15 protein-coding genes are annotated in these 16,116 nt (G+C 56.9%); 10 read left to right on the forward strand and 5 right to left on the reverse strand.

The window, feature by feature from the left end:
- Nucleotide 1: 1 nt before the first annotated feature.
- Together ABEB22_RS16555 and ABEB22_RS16560 are read right to left on the reverse strand one after the other, a co-directional pair.
- The gene (locus ABEB22_RS16555; protein ID WP_349295462.1) at nt 2-775 is read right to left on the reverse strand and encodes an ABC transporter permease; all 774 of its coding nucleotides are present in this window, start codon (nt 773-775) and stop codon (nt 2-4) included.
- 132 nt (nt 776-907) lie between these two features.
- Nucleotides 908-1,690, reverse strand: a complete 783-nt coding sequence (locus ABEB22_RS16560) for an ABC transporter ATP-binding protein (protein WP_349295830.1) — start codon at nt 1,688-1,690, stop codon at nt 908-910.
- Between the two features lie 265 nt (nt 1,691-1,955).
- Between ABEB22_RS16560 and ABEB22_RS16565 the strand changes: the two genes are divergently transcribed.
- The 3 genes from ABEB22_RS16565 (at nt 1,956) to ABEB22_RS16575 (ending at nt 5,235) form a co-directional block, all read left to right on the forward strand.
- Nucleotides 1,956-2,369, forward strand: coding sequence for a MarR family transcriptional regulator (locus ABEB22_RS16565; RefSeq protein ID WP_349295463.1), 414 nt, complete (start codon nt 1,956-1,958; stop codon nt 2,367-2,369).
- The gene (locus ABEB22_RS16570; RefSeq protein WP_406871173.1) at nt 2,338-3,561 is read left to right on the forward strand and encodes a substrate-binding domain-containing protein; all 1,224 of its coding nucleotides are present in this window, start codon (nt 2,338-2,340) and stop codon (nt 3,559-3,561) included. The genes ABEB22_RS16565 and ABEB22_RS16570 overlap by 32 nt, the downstream gene beginning before the upstream one ends.
- 174 nt (nt 3,562-3,735) lie before the next feature.
- Entirely contained in the window at nt 3,736-5,235 is a 1,500-nt protein-coding gene (locus ABEB22_RS16575; protein ID WP_349295464.1) for an amidase, read from the forward strand.
- 400 nt (nt 5,236-5,635) lie between these two features.
- Here ABEB22_RS16575 and ABEB22_RS16580 read toward each other — a convergent pair whose 3' ends face one another.
- A complete protein-coding gene (locus ABEB22_RS16580) occupies nt 5,636-7,558 on the reverse strand; it encodes a TRAP transporter fused permease subunit (RefSeq protein WP_349295465.1) in 1,923 nt (640 codons plus the stop codon).
- A gap of 69 nt (nt 7,559-7,627) precedes the next feature.
- Nucleotides 7,628-8,578 carry a TAXI family TRAP transporter solute-binding subunit gene (locus ABEB22_RS16585; protein ID WP_349295466.1) on the reverse strand — a complete coding sequence of 317 codons (951 nt, stop codon included), beginning with the start codon at nt 8,576-8,578 and terminating at the stop codon, nt 7,628-7,630.
- 298 nt (nt 8,579-8,876) lie between these two features.
- Between ABEB22_RS16585 and ABEB22_RS16590 the strand changes: the two genes are divergently transcribed.
- From ABEB22_RS16590 to ABEB22_RS16620, 7 genes are read left to right on the forward strand one after another with little or no spacing between them, the layout of a single operon-like run.
- The gene (locus ABEB22_RS16590) at nt 8,877-10,079 is read left to right on the forward strand and encodes an FAD-dependent monooxygenase (RefSeq protein ID WP_349295467.1); all 1,203 of its coding nucleotides are present in this window, start codon (nt 8,877-8,879) and stop codon (nt 10,077-10,079) included.
- Between the two features lie 29 nt (nt 10,080-10,108).
- Nucleotides 10,109-10,855, forward strand: a complete 747-nt coding sequence (locus tag ABEB22_RS16595; RefSeq protein ID WP_349295468.1) for an arylmalonate decarboxylase — start codon at nt 10,109-10,111, stop codon at nt 10,853-10,855.
- Between the two features lie 7 nt (nt 10,856-10,862).
- A complete protein-coding gene (locus ABEB22_RS16600; RefSeq protein WP_406871174.1) occupies nt 10,863-11,510 on the forward strand; it encodes a GntR family transcriptional regulator in 648 nt (215 codons plus the stop codon).
- Complete coding sequence (locus tag ABEB22_RS16605) at nt 11,450-12,334, forward strand: aspartate/glutamate racemase family protein (protein ID WP_406871175.1); 885 nt, start codon at nt 11,450-11,452, stop codon at nt 12,332-12,334. Before ABEB22_RS16600 ends, ABEB22_RS16605 begins: the two co-directional genes overlap by 61 nt.
- Nucleotides 12,335-12,358: 24 nt before the next feature.
- Entirely contained in the window at nt 12,359-13,291 is a 933-nt protein-coding gene (locus ABEB22_RS16610; protein WP_349295471.1) for an MBL fold metallo-hydrolase, read from the forward strand.
- A complete protein-coding gene (locus ABEB22_RS16615) occupies nt 13,288-13,938 on the forward strand; it encodes an isochorismatase family protein (RefSeq protein ID WP_349295472.1) in 651 nt (216 codons plus the stop codon). Before ABEB22_RS16610 ends, ABEB22_RS16615 begins: the two co-directional genes overlap by 4 nt.
- A gap of 19 nt (nt 13,939-13,957) precedes the next feature.
- Nucleotides 13,958-15,061 carry an AbrB family transcriptional regulator gene (locus ABEB22_RS16620; protein ID WP_406871176.1) on the forward strand — a complete coding sequence of 368 codons (1,104 nt, stop codon included), beginning with the start codon at nt 13,958-13,960 and terminating at the stop codon, nt 15,059-15,061.
- 17 nt (nt 15,062-15,078) lie between these two features.
- On the opposite strand, the gene ABEB22_RS16625 is transcribed toward ABEB22_RS16620, so the two are convergent.
- Nucleotides 15,079-15,828 carry an SDR family oxidoreductase gene (locus tag ABEB22_RS16625; RefSeq protein ID WP_349295474.1) on the reverse strand — a complete coding sequence of 250 codons (750 nt, stop codon included), beginning with the start codon at nt 15,826-15,828 and terminating at the stop codon, nt 15,079-15,081.
- Nucleotides 15,829-16,116: the final 288 nt, after the last annotated feature.

Here is a 16,116-nt window from a genome sequence, read left to right on the forward strand (position 1 = left end):
TTCATTTCCTTTCCCACGACAGGATTGCACGCTCGATCACCGTGATCAGCGCATTGAAGATCAGCATCATGACCATCACGACGGCGATGCCCGCCAAGACGATGTTCATGGAGAAATTGGAGGAGCCGAGTAGGATCATGTGACCCACGCCGTGCTGCGAGGTGATGTATTCGCCCACGATCGCACCAACGAGCGCAAAGCCCACGCAGAGTTTCAGACCGGAGAAGACCCACGGCATTGCAGCAGGGACGACCAGTTTCAGGAAGATGGCCGATCGTTTGGCATTGAAGGAGCGCATAAGATTGACGAGGTCCTCGTCGGTGCGCATTGCGCCTTTATACGATGTGGTCAGCGAGACGACGACACAGGAGAAGGCCACGATCATGACTTTCGCCAGAATGCCGGTACCGAACCAGATGATGGTCATCGGTGCGACGGCCAGAACGGGGATGGAGCCCAACGCTGCGATGAACGGCGCCGAGAGGTCTGACAGGAAACGCGAATACCACAGACCGAGGCCGATCAGCGAACCTCCGATGGCGCCGACGGCATAGCCGATGAGCGTCTCGATAGAGGTTGTCCAGACATCCTCGAGGAGTTCCCCCGAAAGAGCGCGCTGCACAAGAATATCCCAGACCATAGAAGGGCTGGCAAAGAGAAACCGGTTGATCCAGCCCGCCTGTGCCCCGATTTCCCAAAAGGCGAGGAAAGCGATCGTGATCGCGGCTTGTAGGCCGATGAGGATGGAGCGGCGGCCCTTCGGGGTCTGCCACATAGGAAGTGTATCAGAATAGGGTGAGGACATAGGCTTCCTGGCCGCCCGTGAGGCAGCATCGGTGTTCATGGTCATTGGCGTAGTTTCCGGTGTTCGGGAGAGGGGGCCTTACGGGCGGACGAGGCGTTGCGATCAGGCTGCGGAGGCGTGCGCACCGCCGATCCGTTTCCAGATCCGGTTGTAATATTCGTTGAAGCGCGGTGACATCCGGCGCTCGGGGATCGAGTGGCTATCCGTGCCGAGATCAATCTCGATCTCTTCGACGATTTCACCGGGACGCGCTTTCATGACATAGACCCGATCCGCCATCGTCACGGCTTCTTCGATGTCATGGGTAATGAAGATAACGGTTTTGCCCGAACCTTTGACACGGTCAAGAAGCTCGCCTTCAAGCTCGATCTTCAGCGGGTAGTCGAGGGCTTTATAGCTCTCGTCGATCAGGATGATCTGAGGATCGGTGATCATCGTGCGCATCAGGGCGACCCGCTGGCGCATGCCGCCAGATAGCTCTCCCGGCAGCTTCTTCTCATAGCCAGCCATTTTGTATTCGACGAGCAATTCGGAGGCGCGGGCACGAGCATCGCGTTTGGAGTGGCCTTTGATTTCGAGGCCGAGAATGATGTTGTCCTCGACCGTCCGCCACGGGAAGAGAAGATCTTTTTGAAGCACATAGCCGATCTTCTCGGAGACACGCCCCGTCGTTTCCTCGCCATCGACCAGGATCGCACCATCATCGGGCGCCATTAGTCCGGTGATGATGTTGAATAGCGTTGATTTGCCACATCCCGACGGTCCGACAAAAGCTACAAACTCATCTTTGGCTGCTCGGAAAGACATGTCCCGCAGAACGACATTGCGTCCGTTATCTGACGGGTAGGATTTGGTAATCGAGACGGCCTCGAGGGCATACGGCATCATGGCTCTCCGCTTTGTTCGTTCTTGGTGCGAGCGCGTTGCAAACCGGCCTACACAGGCATGTCACGCTGTCGTTATATTTAGGTGGCATGGCAATAGTTGAAATGGCAATCAAAAATTAGGGCGATCTCAAAAGAAACTTCAGGGGCGTAAAATGTGCCTGTTTTTTGAGCAATGACGGCCAGAAGAGTTTTCTTGATTGTAACTACCTTAGGATATAGATGAAAATGCAATAAGTGGAATAGAAAGCATTGAAGGGACGAGTATGCCTGTAAATGAATTCTCCCTGAGCAGATTGATCGCTCAGGTGAATCGCTCGGCGGAAAGTCGTTTGGGCGCTGTTCTTAAGGCAAAAGGGCTTACGGTCGATCATTTCCGTATCCTAACGGCTTTGGCCCGCGAAGACGGGCGCACTATGTCGGATCTTGCTTCATGGGCAGTGGTCGACCCACCGACGATGACCAAGATGATTGATCGTCTGGTTGCTGCGGGGTCGGTTTACAGGGCCCCCGATCCACATGACCGCCGCAAGGTGCTCGTCTTTATTTCAGAGCATGGCCGTGCTTTGCAAAGTGACGCCGAACAACCGGCTGAGGCCTGCGAGGCTGAAATTTTCGAAGATATGATTCCGTCGGAACGCGCAGAGCTTGGTCGGCTGCTTCAATCCTTGGTCAATTAAGCGTACGCTTGATGTCTCGTTGCCCAATAATCGGGCAACTTTCAACAGGCAGGTGTTTTGCAAGGTGAATGGCGTGGTGAAACGGCTTCGGCTGGTCAAGTCTGGGGACATGAGCAAACTTCTTCCTTCTCGCCCTGATAAGATCAGCTCACCGATGCGCCTCTGTCTTATGGTCGCGCAGACTGGCCCTGCGGGCCTTTGGTCGCCATCCGCGGTTGCTGCGGCGGAACTGGCTGTGGACGAAGTGAATCAGCAGGGTGGTATTCTTGGCCGCGAAATCGAAATTTTCGTGCGGGATTGTGGTCCCGATGCGACGACTGCCGCGCAGAATAGCCTGGCGCTCGGAGCCGAGGCCCTGATCGGGATGTTTCCCAGTTATGCGCGGGCAGATGTCGCCGAGACGCTTGGGGGGCGAATTCCTTTCCTCTACACGCCGCAATTCGAGGGAAATGAGCGCTCCGCAGATATCATAACGACGGGTGAGACGACGGAAGATCTGTTGCGTACGGCGTTGAATGTTCTGGGTGAAAAGCGTTCGGTGCGGAAAGTCTTCCTGTGTGGTTCCCGCTATCGCTGGCCGCAAGAAAGCTTCGCCATTGCGCGGCGTTTGATTGCCGAGGCAGGGGGGGAGGTTGTTGGAGAGCATTTCAACAATCTGGAAGACGAGGATTACGAATTACTGATCGAGAAGATACGCGAGAGCCGCGCCGATACGGTTGTCCCGATGTTTCTCGGGCTCGATTCTGTGGCCTTCAACCGTGCGTTTGCTGCTGAAGGTCTTTCGGGGCGCGTCGCGCGCTGTATCCCGGGGTTCGACGAAACCATGCTGTATTCGCTCAGCCCCGACGAGACCGAAAACCTCTTCACCGTATCGAGCTATTTCGCGGGGCATCGCTCCGCAAATAACGGGGCCTTTCTCGAACGCTATTACACACGGTTCGGAGCAACGCCGCCACCGATCAATGCCTATGGGCAATCGGTCTATGAGGGGATCTATACGCTCGCAGCGCTGATGGAAAATAGTCAGTCTTCGTCTCTTTGCCTTTTGCGGCAAGGGCTTGGTCAGGTGTTGCCGCGCAGGTCTGCCCGTAACGGGCGCGGTATGCGGCCGGTGGGAACGCGCGCCTCCGTGCTTGTGGCTGAAGCCCAAGGGTATGACCTGAACATCATCGCCAGCGGTGATCTTCGGTAAAAGCACGTTGGCCGGTGACGATCATGTGCCGCCCCAATGGGCGGCATTTTGCGTTAATGATCATGTCCCGAAAAAATCATATACTGTCATTTACAATAGTTGCTATTTCAATAAATATCCCAAGGGAAGGCTTCTGGCAGACACAGGAGCCATATCGGTATCCGAGGAGTTCCCATGAGCACGCCCAAATCCTTTCCCAGGCCTTCGGTGTCGCAAATCATCGCCACGGGCGCCGAATTCGGGCTGGCTTTAACGCAAGAGCGGGCGGCAGAGTTTGGCGAGATCATGGAGGGCAGTTTTGCCGCATATGATCTGTGTGAAAGCCTTGAGGAGGTCGTGCCCCAGCCGTCTTTCCCGCGGCGCCTTATCGCGAAAACGCCGGACCATCCTCTGAAGGCCTGGTATGCGACCTGCCAATGTGAGGGGGCAGAAAACGGCCCGCTGGCAGGGAAGACTGTCGCACTGAAGGACAATATCTTCTTGGCAGGCATTCCGATGGCGAATGGTTCGTCGATCCTCGAAGGCTTTATCCCGAAGCGCGATGCAACGGTTGTCACGCGGTTGCTGCAGGCGGGAGCCTCGATTGCGGGAAAGGCAGTTTGCGAGAATTTCTGCATGTCGGGTGCCAGTTTTACCTCGGCGAGCGGCATGGTGCTTAACCCGCATGATGTGACGCGGTCTGCCGGAGGCTCGAGTTCAGGCTGCGCGGCGCTTGTTGCCAATGGAGATGTGGATCTGGCTGTAGGCGGGGATCAGGGTGGCTCGATCCGTATTCCTTCGAGCCATTGCGGAATTGTCGGCATGAAGCCGACCCATGGCCTTGTGCCCTATACGGGGGCGATGCCGATCGAGGCGACGCTCGATCATGTAGGACCGATGACGCGGACCTTGCGCGATAATGCTTTGATGCTGGGCGTTATTGCAGGGCCTGACGGATTGGACCCCCGCCAGAATGGAATGCCGGCGCAAGACTATCTGGGCGCGATGGGGCGTGGACCAAAGGGACTGCGGGTAGGGGTTCTCGACGAAGGTTTTACCGTTGAGCATATGCAACCGGATGTCGCCGAAATGGTGCGCGGTTGCGCCGAGACACTCCGGAAAGCCGGTGTCGAGGTCGTGTCGGTTTCGATCCCCGAACATAAGATCGCCGACAAAGTCTGGGCGCCGATCGGCCTGGAAGGTCTGACGCGTCAGATGATGGAAGGTCTCGGCATGGGGTTCAATTGGCGTGGGCAATATGCTCCCGAACTGATGGAGGCGATGGAGGGATGGCGCGAACGGGCTGAAGAGCTTCCGGTAACCTTGCAGATATCGCTTTTGGCAGGAAGTTGGGTGTTGGGGCAGCGACACGGGAAGACCTACGCCAAGGCGCAGAACCTATCACTCCAGATGAGGGCGGCCTATGACGCGGCCCTATCGACCGTCGATGCTCTGCTGATGCCGACGCTTCCCTATGTTGCTCCGAAGCTCCCTGATGCAGAAACCAGCCTTATTGATTTTATGCAACGTGCGTTGGGCGTGAATGTGTCGACCTCGCAATTCGATGTGACTGGGCATCCTGCCCTGACCGTGCCATGCGGCGCGCTTGATGGGCTGCCGGTGGGAGCCATGCTCGTCGGGCCTTGGTATGGGGAGGCCGCTCTTTATAGGATTGCTTCTGCTCTTATGGAGTAAGCGCTGTTTTTGCAGAGCTGGGGTCTCAATCGCATTGTTGTCTGTTGTTATATCCATCGGCGCATCTATAGACGGCCTCTCGGCAATAGCTTTGCCTGGTTTTGGCCCCTCGGTCGGTCGCGCCTAATCTAAACGAAGCCGATTTACACCATTATGGCTGCGCGTATTGATGAAGTCAGCCGCCATCAGACGTTCGACTTTTGGGATGTCCCTAAGCCTCACGGCTTGTGCAGGGAACACTTGGTTAAAATGGCGGGCTAAGTGCGCGCAAGTTGGAAAACTCGCTGGGGCTTTCTCTGCGAGGTGCAAGTCATCCGTTCTCGGAGAAAGCGTAGCTCTCGGTTACCCTGTCGGGCCGAGAGCTACGAAACAAGCAGTGCTGTAACCTGAAAGTCAGCGATCAGATTGCGTCTTGTTGTGCGACGCGTGAGCGCGGCAATGATGCGAAATGCCATGCCAGCAATATGAATCCGATCACTGTGACAGTTCCATCGAGTGCCATGCCGCCCAAGTGGGAGAGCGGGAGGATGCTTGCGATGCCGATCACGATCCAAGCCAGCCGGAGAGGCCCGGTAATTGGGCTGCGCGCATACCCCAGGGCGCCGCCCACAACGAGGGTCAGGCCGATAACGGAGCTGACAATGGCATAGGCAATGCCCCAAACACTTCCCTGCATCAGAAGCGCGGGTTTATAGATAAATAGGAACGGTAGAAGATAGGCGACCCAGCCAACTCTGAACGAGTCGACCCCTGTCCGGATCTGGCCGGCTTTGGAGATGGCCGCTGCAGCAAAGGATGCCAGCGCGATAGGGGGTGTGATCATCGAGAGCATGCCGAAATAAAACACGAAGAGATGTGCGTTGATGACGGGAATGCCGGATTTGACGAGGGCAGGGGCTGCAAGCGAGGCGAGCAGCAGATAGACCGCCGTTGTTGGCAATCCGAGGCCGAGAAAGATCGCGACGAAAGCCGTGCAGAGAAGCATGCCAAAAAGCGAGTTGCCGCCCAGATCAAGCAGAAGATAGGAGAGCGAGAAACCGAGACCGGTCGTGCCGAGGATGCCAACGATCATACCGGCGGCTGTTGTGACCAGAATAACCTCTGCGGTCGCCATGCCGGTTTTGCTCAGCGTATCCCATGCGAGTTTGGGCGTCATTGCTCCGACCATGCCGGGCTTGATAACCTGCGCGGCAAAGGCGGCAAAGAGCATGATGAAGATCGTCCATGCCGCAGCGACCTCTGCGCGGAGGTTCATAGCAAAAAGTCCGGTGAACAGTACGACGAAACCAATGATCGAGATCCAGCCGCGCGCCAGCAAGCTGCGCATCGGAAGCCGTGTGACATCCTTCAATGTGCCGACATTGTCACGGCGTGACATGAAGTCGATCTGCAGGAAAACCGAGAGATAGTAGATGACGGCAGGGATCAGGGCCGCGATCACGATCTGGCTATAGGGGACGGCAATGATCTCTGCCATCAGGAAGGCCGCAGCACCCATGATAGGTGGCATCAACTGGCCGCCGGTCGAGGCGACCGCCTCGATTGCGCCCGCGCGGATTGCGGGGATGCCGGAACGGATCATCATTGGGATTGTCATCACACCGGTTGACATCACATTGGAGACGGCACTGCCGGAAATCGAGCCAAAAAGAGCGGAAGCGGTAACGGCAATTTTTGCGGCGCCGCCGGGGCCAGTGCCGGACACTCGCATGGAGAGCTGAGTGAAGAATTCACCGCCACCCAACGCAATCAGGAAGCTCCCGAAGAGAACGAAAATCGCGACGACAAAACAGGCGACTTGAAGCGAGCTACCCCAAGTGGCGGAGCTGTCAGCTGCGAGGAATTGAAGCACTTCGCTTACGGTCATTGCCCGTCCTGCCAGCATGCCGGGCATGTGGTTGCCAAAGAGCGCATAGCAGATGAAAAGAGCGAGGATGCCGACCAGCAACCATCCAATTACCCGTCGGACCGCATCCACAACAAGTACAAGAACAAGGATGCCGAGGATCGTGGCTTCTGTCGGATGGAGGAAAGCATTCTCGGATAGGAGTTGGAACCTGATAAACACCCAGCCGCCCATTATAAAGCTCGCCAGAACGCCGCAAAGATCCAGCCACCAGGGCAATTGCTTCGTGCCGAGTGTGTTGAGATAGACGGCGGCCAAAGATGCGGCGAGGATAAGCGCAGCAATCTGTTCGGGGAAAATGAGCAATCCCATGTGGGTGGGGATTTTCATCGTCCAGCCGAGGGCCAGGATCGGGACAAGAGCAGCAAGAATGAGGGCCGTCCGTTGTACCGCGAGTGCATTGCGTGTGAGAGTCATGGTGTGGCGCCCATATTATACAATGGAAATGGCCCGGCCAGTCAGTCCGGCCGGGCGTGGAAATGTTAATTAGTTGGTGGTGGGAACCGGAACGCCTACGCTTTTATAGAATGCGATCGCGGCGGGATGGTAGGGGATGCCCTTAGCGCGGGCCATGGTTTTGGGATCGAAGCTATCCCACATGGGGCTGTTTTCAACGAGGGCTTTCTTGTTCTCGTAAAGCGCCTTTGCCATCGCGCTAACCGCTGCATCGGGCGTGTTCACATTGCAAAAGAGCATGTAGTCGTAACCGAAGATATAGGTCGTGCCCTCAACGCCTGCCGCATCCATGCCGGTGATGTCATAGATTTTCGTGCCGGGCATGACGGAATCCAGAGCGGCCTCGTCTTCCGGTTTAAGGCTGACGAATTTCACAGGTCCGCCACTTGCCTCAATATCCATGACATGCGCCGCGCCAGCGGTTGCGATGGAGACATCAAGTGAGCCGTCCTTGAGCCCTTCGAACATCGCAGGGAAGTTCGCTGTTGGAACGGGGGTTACGTCGTCATAGGTTAGGTCTGCCGTCGCAAGCACGGCGCGGATGACGAAGTCACCAAGCGAGTTGTCGGGGAAGCGCGGAATTTTGTGGCCTTTGAAATCGGCGACGGTGTTGATGCCAGAGGCTTTGTAGACCAGCATGCCGGAGGTGAAGTCCATCATTGTCGCCACAAGGCGCAGGTTCTTGTTGGGCTGACCTTCAGACATGCCTGTTCCCGAATAGGCGAAGGCGGTCTGCGGGTAATTGGCGATGCCGAAATCCACCGCCCCCGCATCAACCATCGGAATATATTGCGCGGTGTTTGCGGTTTCCTTGGGGATGACGCGGATCTCCCCGGCATTGGTTGCGGTTTGAGCGATTGCGGTGCCCACCTGCCCGGTGGAGCCACCCGCAGTTGTACCCAAGCTTAAAACCTGTGCCTGCGCGCTTCCTGCGGCCAGTCCAAGGACCAGGCAGACGATTGAAGAGAGTTTTTTGATCATATTCTTATCCCTGTTTTGTATTCATTGGAGAGGATATCGGGCTGAGAAAGCCGCACTCTCATGCTTTGAGTTGATCGATTGATGTATGCAGTGTGTTAGTGAGAAATTTTCACCTCTTCGGTGAGTAATGATCTAAAGTACTAATAAAAGGAAATTTTATTCATATATTTCATTTGCATCGTGAGGTTTCGATGCTGGGATTTATCGGTGGAGCGCGAAAATAACAGTTGCTTAAAAATAATTCACGAGCAAGCAATGTATACAAATAGAGCTTCATAACAGGGAAAAGGCGCATATCATGACGTCAAATAAGTTGCCGATTATCATTTCAGGCTCGGGTCCTGTCGGACTGGTTGCGGCCACGAATCTTCGTCGGGCAGGTCTGCCTGTAGTTATTCTCGAGAAGACGCCGGATCTGCCTGATGATCTGCGGGCGTCAACGTTCCATCCGCCAACGCTCGATATGCTGGCGCCTCTTGGCTTTACCGACCGGCTGATCGAGCAGGGGCTGGTTTGCAAGACCTGGCAGTATCGCGATCGCCAGACCGGACCTGTCGCTACCTTCGATCTGGGTGTGCTCTCTGGTGATACCGACCATCCTTATCGCCTCCAATGCGAGCAATGGAAACTGTCGCGCATGGCACGCGCGGATCTGGAGGCGGACGGCCATGAGATCCTCTATGGTCATGAAGTCACAGGCGCGGAGCAGGACGATCTTGGCGTCACTGTCCATTACAAGGATCCGGCGGGGGAGCCCCGCTCCATGCGCGGGGCCTATCTGATCGCCGCCGACGGCGCGCATAGCCCGATCCGCAAAGCACTTGGTGTGAAGTTCGATGGAATGACCATCCCCGAGATCTTCCTGAATATCTCGACGACGTTCCGCTTCGAGGATGCCATTCCGGACCTTGCCCCGATCGCCTATATCTCGGACCCGAAGGAATGGATGACTGTCCTGCGCACGCCCTCCCTGTGGCGGGTTCTTCTGCCGACCGATCCGAGCTTGCCGGAGTCCGAATTGTCCGATCCCGATGTGATCGAGCGCCGTATGCAGACCGTCGTGCCCAAAGAAGGTCGTTACGAGATTGCCCATGTGACTCATTACCGTGTGCATGAGCGTGTGGCTGAGAACTATGTGCATGGCCGTATCTTCCTCGCAGGGGACGCCGCGCATCTGAACAATCCGCTGGGCGGGATGGGTATGAATGGCGGTATCCACGATGCAATGAACCTCACCGACAAGCTGATCAGCGTGATGAAGAGCGGCGCCGATCTTTCGGTCATGCAACGCTATGATCGCCAGCGCCGTAAAGTCGCGCTGGATACGGTGCAGGCCTCGACCACGCGCAATCGCAAGATGATGTCGGAGACCGATCCTGCCAAGCGCGAGGCCTATCACGACGAGCTGCGCGCCATCGAGGCCGACCGCTCCAAGCTGCGCGCCCATCTACTGCGCGCCTCGATGATCCAGTCGCTCCGCGATCTTGATCTTGTTGCCTGACCCCTATCCGTATTTGGAGTATCGAACCTATGACTGATTCCCTCGGTTACCGTATGAAATTCGGTGTCGTCGCACCGTCCACCAATACCTCCGTTCAGCCCGAATTCGACGATATGCGTCCGGTTGGTGTGACCAACCATTTCTCACGGATCACCATTCCGAATGATCCGGTTGCCAATGACGAGGATTTCAACGAGCTGGTGATGCGCATCCGTGCGGCGACCATGGACGCGATCGATAGTGTCATGACCTGCGAGCCGCAGGGCGTGATCATGGGCATGTCCGCCGAGACCTTCTGGGACGGGAAATCTCGCGCCGATACGCTCAAAGGGCAGGTCGAGGACCGTGCCGGTGTGCCGGTCACGATGGGGTCGGATGCCTGTAATGCCGCTCTGCAGGCCTATGGCAATATCAAGCGTATCGCCGTGATCACGCCTTATATGCCGATCGGTGATGATCAGGTCACCAAGTTCTTCACCGATCATGGCTATGAGGTTGCTGGCGTTAAGGGGCTCAAGTGCAAAGGGCCGATGCTGATCGCCCATGAAACACCCCAGACCCTGCGGGATGCGATTATCGAGGTGAACGAGCTGGGCGTCGATGCCATCATTCAGGCGGGGACGAACCTTGCGATGGCTAAGGTCGGTGCGATGGCTGAGTTCTGGCTGGGTAAACCGGTGATCGCGATCAATACCGCAACCTATTGGCACGCGCTGCGCAGCCACGGGATTACCGATAAGGTTCAGGGCTTCGGTAGGCTTCTGGCAGAGTTCTGATCGCGCGATGTTCGAGGATCGCAAGGTGAAACCCTCTGAGAGGGCCTATTGCAGGATACGCGATGCGATCCTTTCGGGCGATCTGCCCCCCGGGGCGCATCTGCGCGAGGAGCCGTTGGCGGAGCTGACGGAAACAAGCCGGACGCCCGTGCGCGAGGCGCTTCGGCGCCTCGTGGCCGACGGGCTGGCCGCCGAACGCAACCGGCACCGCTTTGTGTCTGAGTTCAGCCAGACCGAGATGGATGTCATGTATGATATCCGTGCGCGGATTGAAGGTTATTCGGCGGCCTTGGCGGCGCGCAATATGGGTGAGGAAGATCTTGTCTTGCTTGAACGTCTTGTGGAGCAGATGGACGGGATAGATCCGGAAGGGGGGCAGGCATCTGTTGATGGTTTCAGGCGGAAGAATGCCCAATTTCATAATCTCATCATCAGATCGACGGGTTCGGTCCAACTTGGCCGGATGGTGAGGCCGGCATTGCTGACAACGGAATCCCTCGTCAAACAGCATATTTTCAAACAACCCGTCGCCATAAGGGCATCGAACAAGCAGCATCGCGAGCTGGTGCTGGCCTTCAGGGCGCGCAGCCCCGATTGGGCGGAGGCCATCATGCGTGCGCATGTGTTCTCGACGATGCCATCCCACAAACCCTGAAGTTCCGCGTTTTGCGGACCCTCGTTTGTTTTCAGGAGAACGTCATGTCTTATGTCTCGGATTGCCTGACGGCCCGTCCGCTCTCGACCTATTCGACGGAAGGGCGGATCGGGCTGATTGTTCCGCCCACCAACACCGTCAATGAGGCCGAATGGGCGCGTCTCATGCCGGAAGGCGTCACCTCGCATAGCTTCCGTATGAAGCTGCATCCGGACGCAGGTGCGCCTGACCGCGCTGCGGAGCTGGAGAAGGATTTACTTGCTTCGATCGACATGCTCTTGCCGATGAAGCCGGATGTCGTGGCCTATGCCTGCACGGCAGGCTCCATGGTGACGCCATCTTCGGATCTGCCCCAAAAAATTTCTGAGACATGTGGAACGCAAGTTGTCACGACGGCGGATAGTATCGTTCAGGCGTTGAGAGCACTTGGTGCAGCCAAGGTCACGGCGGTCACGCCATATGATGATTTGCGTAACGCCCATGAGGTGAGCTTCCTGCGTGACCACGGGATTGAGACGCTTTCGATTTCGGGCTTCGGTCTCGGTAAGAACGGCCCTTCGGATTTTCCGAAAATCGCCCAGTTATCGACCGCGGATATCCTTGTGCGTGCCAGAGAGGTTATCCATGCGGAGAGTGAGGCCATTGTGTTGACATGTACGGATTTTCCGACCCTTCCTCTGATTGAGGAGCTCGAAACGGCTTTTGGGATTCCGGTCTTGTCCTCGAACACGGCGACGCTTTGGGGATGCCTGCGCCATACGCCTTGGAGCGGTTCGATTGCGGGCGCCGGACGTCTGCTCCGCGATATGCCGGGCCGTTTGTGACTTTTGTGGCATCAGGAGACCCCCATGCTGAAACTTGCCGAAGATATCACCATCGAACGGATCGTTGATATCGATCCCGGGCGGATGGCGCTCGACTTTCTCTTTCCCGGAGCCACTCTCGACGCGCTCTTGCCGCATCGCGATTGGCTCGAACCGCATCATGTGGATTTTGCAACTTCCGAGGTTATCCTGTCGATGCAAAGCCATCTGATCCGGATCGGCGGGCGGAATATCCTTGTCGATACCTGTGTGGGCGATTGCAAGCAGCGCCCCAAGCGACCTAACTGGCACGACCGGAAAGGCGCGATTTATCTGAGAAATCTGGCAGCTGTCGGGCTGTCACCCGAAGATATCGATGTCGTGTTCTGCACGCATCTCCATGCGGATCACGCTGGATGGAATACGCAGCTGGTTGACGGTCGCTGGGTGCAGACATTCCCGAATGCGCGCTATCTGGTTGGCAAGGAGGAGCTGGATTACTGGTTGGCGGAGGAGGCCAAAAACCCCGGTATGCCTGGTCACGGGGTCATCGGGGATAGTGTTCTGCCGATCGTTGAGGCCGGTTTGATGGAAACGGTCGACGATGGGGCGGATCTCGGTACGCGGATCTCCATCGCGTCGGGGCGCCTTTCATCTGCCGACCTTGCCGGGCATTCGCCGGGCCAGATGGGTCTGTGGCTCACCCATCCGGAGGGCAGGGCGCTTTTTTGCGGCGATGCGGTGCATAACGTCGCCCAGCTCGCCCGTCCGGATTGGTCCTCGCAGTTTTGCAGTGATCCCGAACAAGCGGCGCGCCTCCGGCATCATCTCTTCGATGCCATGGCAGAAACGTCAGATATGCTCATTCCCGCCCATCTGCGCGGTGCGATGGCCTTGTGTGTGCGCCCCGACGGGGCTGCTTGGAAGCCTGACTGGGTCTGGGCGGAGCAGACCAATCTTGAGAGGATAAACCAGTGACTGACACACTCGATGCCAATTACGCCCTTGCCTACGGTGGCAAAGCCGGTTTCGGCCGCAGACCTGCGTTGCTGATGATCGATTTCGCACAGGCCTATTATGATCCAGACTGCCCGCTTTACGGCGGTGAGGGCTGTAAAACGGCCCTTGCTTCGGCGTTACGCTTGCGCGAGCTGGCCCATGCGGCGGGTATTCCCGTGATCCTGACCGAAAGTTATTTTCCGGATGATCGGGGTCTGATGGGTGGCCGTTTCTGGCAGAAGGCCAAACCATTGCCCGCCTTCATCAAGGGCCGCTCTACCGCTGCGTTTGCTGACGGCCTTGTGCCACGCGCCGACGAAACCGTATTTTCCAAGCAATACCCTTCAGCATTCTTCGGTACATCGCTTGCGCCGATGCTGACATCTCTCGGTATAGATAATGTCATCCTCACTGGGCTGACGACCTCTGGATGTGTACGGGCAAGCTGTGTCGACAGCATGTCGCACGGGTTTATCACCACCGTTGTTGCCGATGCCTGCGGGGACCGCCACCCTGGGCCGCATGAGGCCAATCTTTTCGACATGAATGCCAAATATGCGGATGTCATTAGCGAAGATGAGGCGGCCACATTCCTCACCTCCTTATCTGACTTAGAATTTGCTTAAGAGGGCACCTGTTCCAATAATGACCGAGCTTCCCTTGTCTATGCCGCGCCGGGCGACTGGCCTGGTCTGGATCTTATTGATAGGCCTTTCCTTTTGCATCGCTGCGCTTTTGGAAGCTTTGCGCATCCCCGCAGCTTTGCTCTTGGGGCCGATGATTGCGGGTATTCTTCTCGCCGCCACCGGTGTAGCGGCAGGCACGCGCGCGATCTCGGTGCCGCGCTGGGGCTTCGAGTTGGCGCAGGCCATGGTCGGGACGATGATCGCGGGCCAGATTCCTGCGGATATCTTGCAAACGATTGCGGCAGATTGGCCGATCTTTCTGGGCGGGATCGTTTCAGTGATCGCCGCATCCTCGGCTCTGGGATATCTGTTGGCTCTCAAACAGGTCTTGCCGGGAAACACCGCGATATGGGGGGCGTCTCCGGGGGCTGCGCAAGCGGTGATCTTTCTCGCCGAGGCATACGGTGCCGACATCCGGCTGGTCGCTGTCATGCAATATCTGCGGGTCGGTATGGTCGCAGGCGGTGCGTCTATCGTGGCGCGATTGGTGCATGCGGACCCTGATGCCGTGCTCTCGCATCCTGCATGGTTCCCAATGCCGGATATGGCATTCTTGCAGGCATTGATTGTGATGGCGCTTGGCGTCGGGTTGGCGCGGCTGACTCGCATGAATGCCGGGACCTTCCTGCTGCCACTTCTTATCGGTTCAATCGCCTCCGGCGTGGGCTGGATGACGCCCGAGTTGCCCCAATGGAGCCTTGCATTGGCATATGCTGTAATCGGCTGGATGATTGGTCTGCGGTTCTCGCGCGACATCCTGAGGCATGCGGCACGCGCGCTGCCGCGGCTGATGCTGTCGATCGCCCTTCTGATGAGCCTTTGTGGCATGCTTGCGGCGGGGCTTGTTCTCTTTGCGGGCGTTGATCCTCTGACCGCTTATCTTGCGACAAGTCCGGGCGGTGCGGATTCCATTGCCATTATCGCGGCCTCAAGTCATGTCGATATGGCGTTCGTAATGGGTATGCAGACCTTACGTTTTATTGTGGTCTTGGCAACGGGGCCGGCCATCGCCCGGTTTATGGCAGTAAGGCTTGCGCAGAGGCAGGCAGCCAAGGCCGCCTGACCTTGTCGCGGCATGGCTCACATGATGGCTGGCCGTTCAACGGTGAGGCTCCGCGCTTTTTCAGCGGCCTCATCGTCAGGGCAGTCGTTATCCCAGAGCCGCGCGATAAAGCGTGCTCCCGTCACACCGTCCGACTCTGGTCCGCAAAGCCAGCGGATGCCCCGTCGCATGATCGAAGCTGGTAGTAGGTTACCGTCGGCTCCGCGCTTGTTTGGGGAGGGTGGCAGCAGGTCGGTATCGGCGGCGCCACCGGGCAGGAAGACATTCACCGTAACGCCGGTGCCCTCCAGATCCTGGGCCCAGATACGCGAAGCTGCTTCAAGCCCGGCTTTGCTGGGGCCGTAAGGCGCATAGCCGCGGCGGACCATTGTGATATCGGAGGTCGAGATATTGATGATTTTGCCATAGCCCCTCTCGACCATGCCGGGGACGACACATCGGGAAACATGGAAAGGACCATTCAGATTGGTCGCGATAATGTGGTCCCATGCTTCTGGCCTCGTTTCCCAGAATTTTGTCGGCACTGTGTTGAATGTCTCCGAGATAAGGCGGAGGCTACGCCCTGCATTATTTATCACAACATCAACGGTGCCGATGTCGGCGAGCGCTTTTTCACAAGCGCTGGAGTCCGAGACGTCGAAGGTCAGGGTGGTGACTGTTGCAGCGCCTTCGGCAAGCGCATCCTCACGACAGGTCTCAAGGGACCGGGACGATGTGCTGCCATGCAGGATGAGATCGACACCTTGTGACGCAAGTTCGAGTGCCATTTCGCGGCCGAGGCCACGCGACGCTCCTGTTATCAGGATGCGGCGACCGGTTAAGCTATGGGAGTGTATTTTTCTCTGCATGAGACGCCCTTATGATTGTATACTATTTCAGTATTTGTATTACCTATTTTACGCCTGTATTTTCAGCTTAGGTGCCGGTTTTCTTACGGAGGTTACCTCATAAAATTTGTTTCCTTGCTGAGTAAATCTAATTCCTTCCGTTGGTCGCCAGTGGAAGTAATTCATAAACATCTGATAATAATGACAATTAATTATAATTGAGCACTG

It is taken from the genome of Thioclava sp. 'Guangxiensis' (genome assembly GCF_045348365.1).
GTDB classification, from domain to species: domain Bacteria; phylum Pseudomonadota; class Alphaproteobacteria; order Rhodobacterales; family Rhodobacteraceae; genus Thioclava; species Thioclava kandeliae.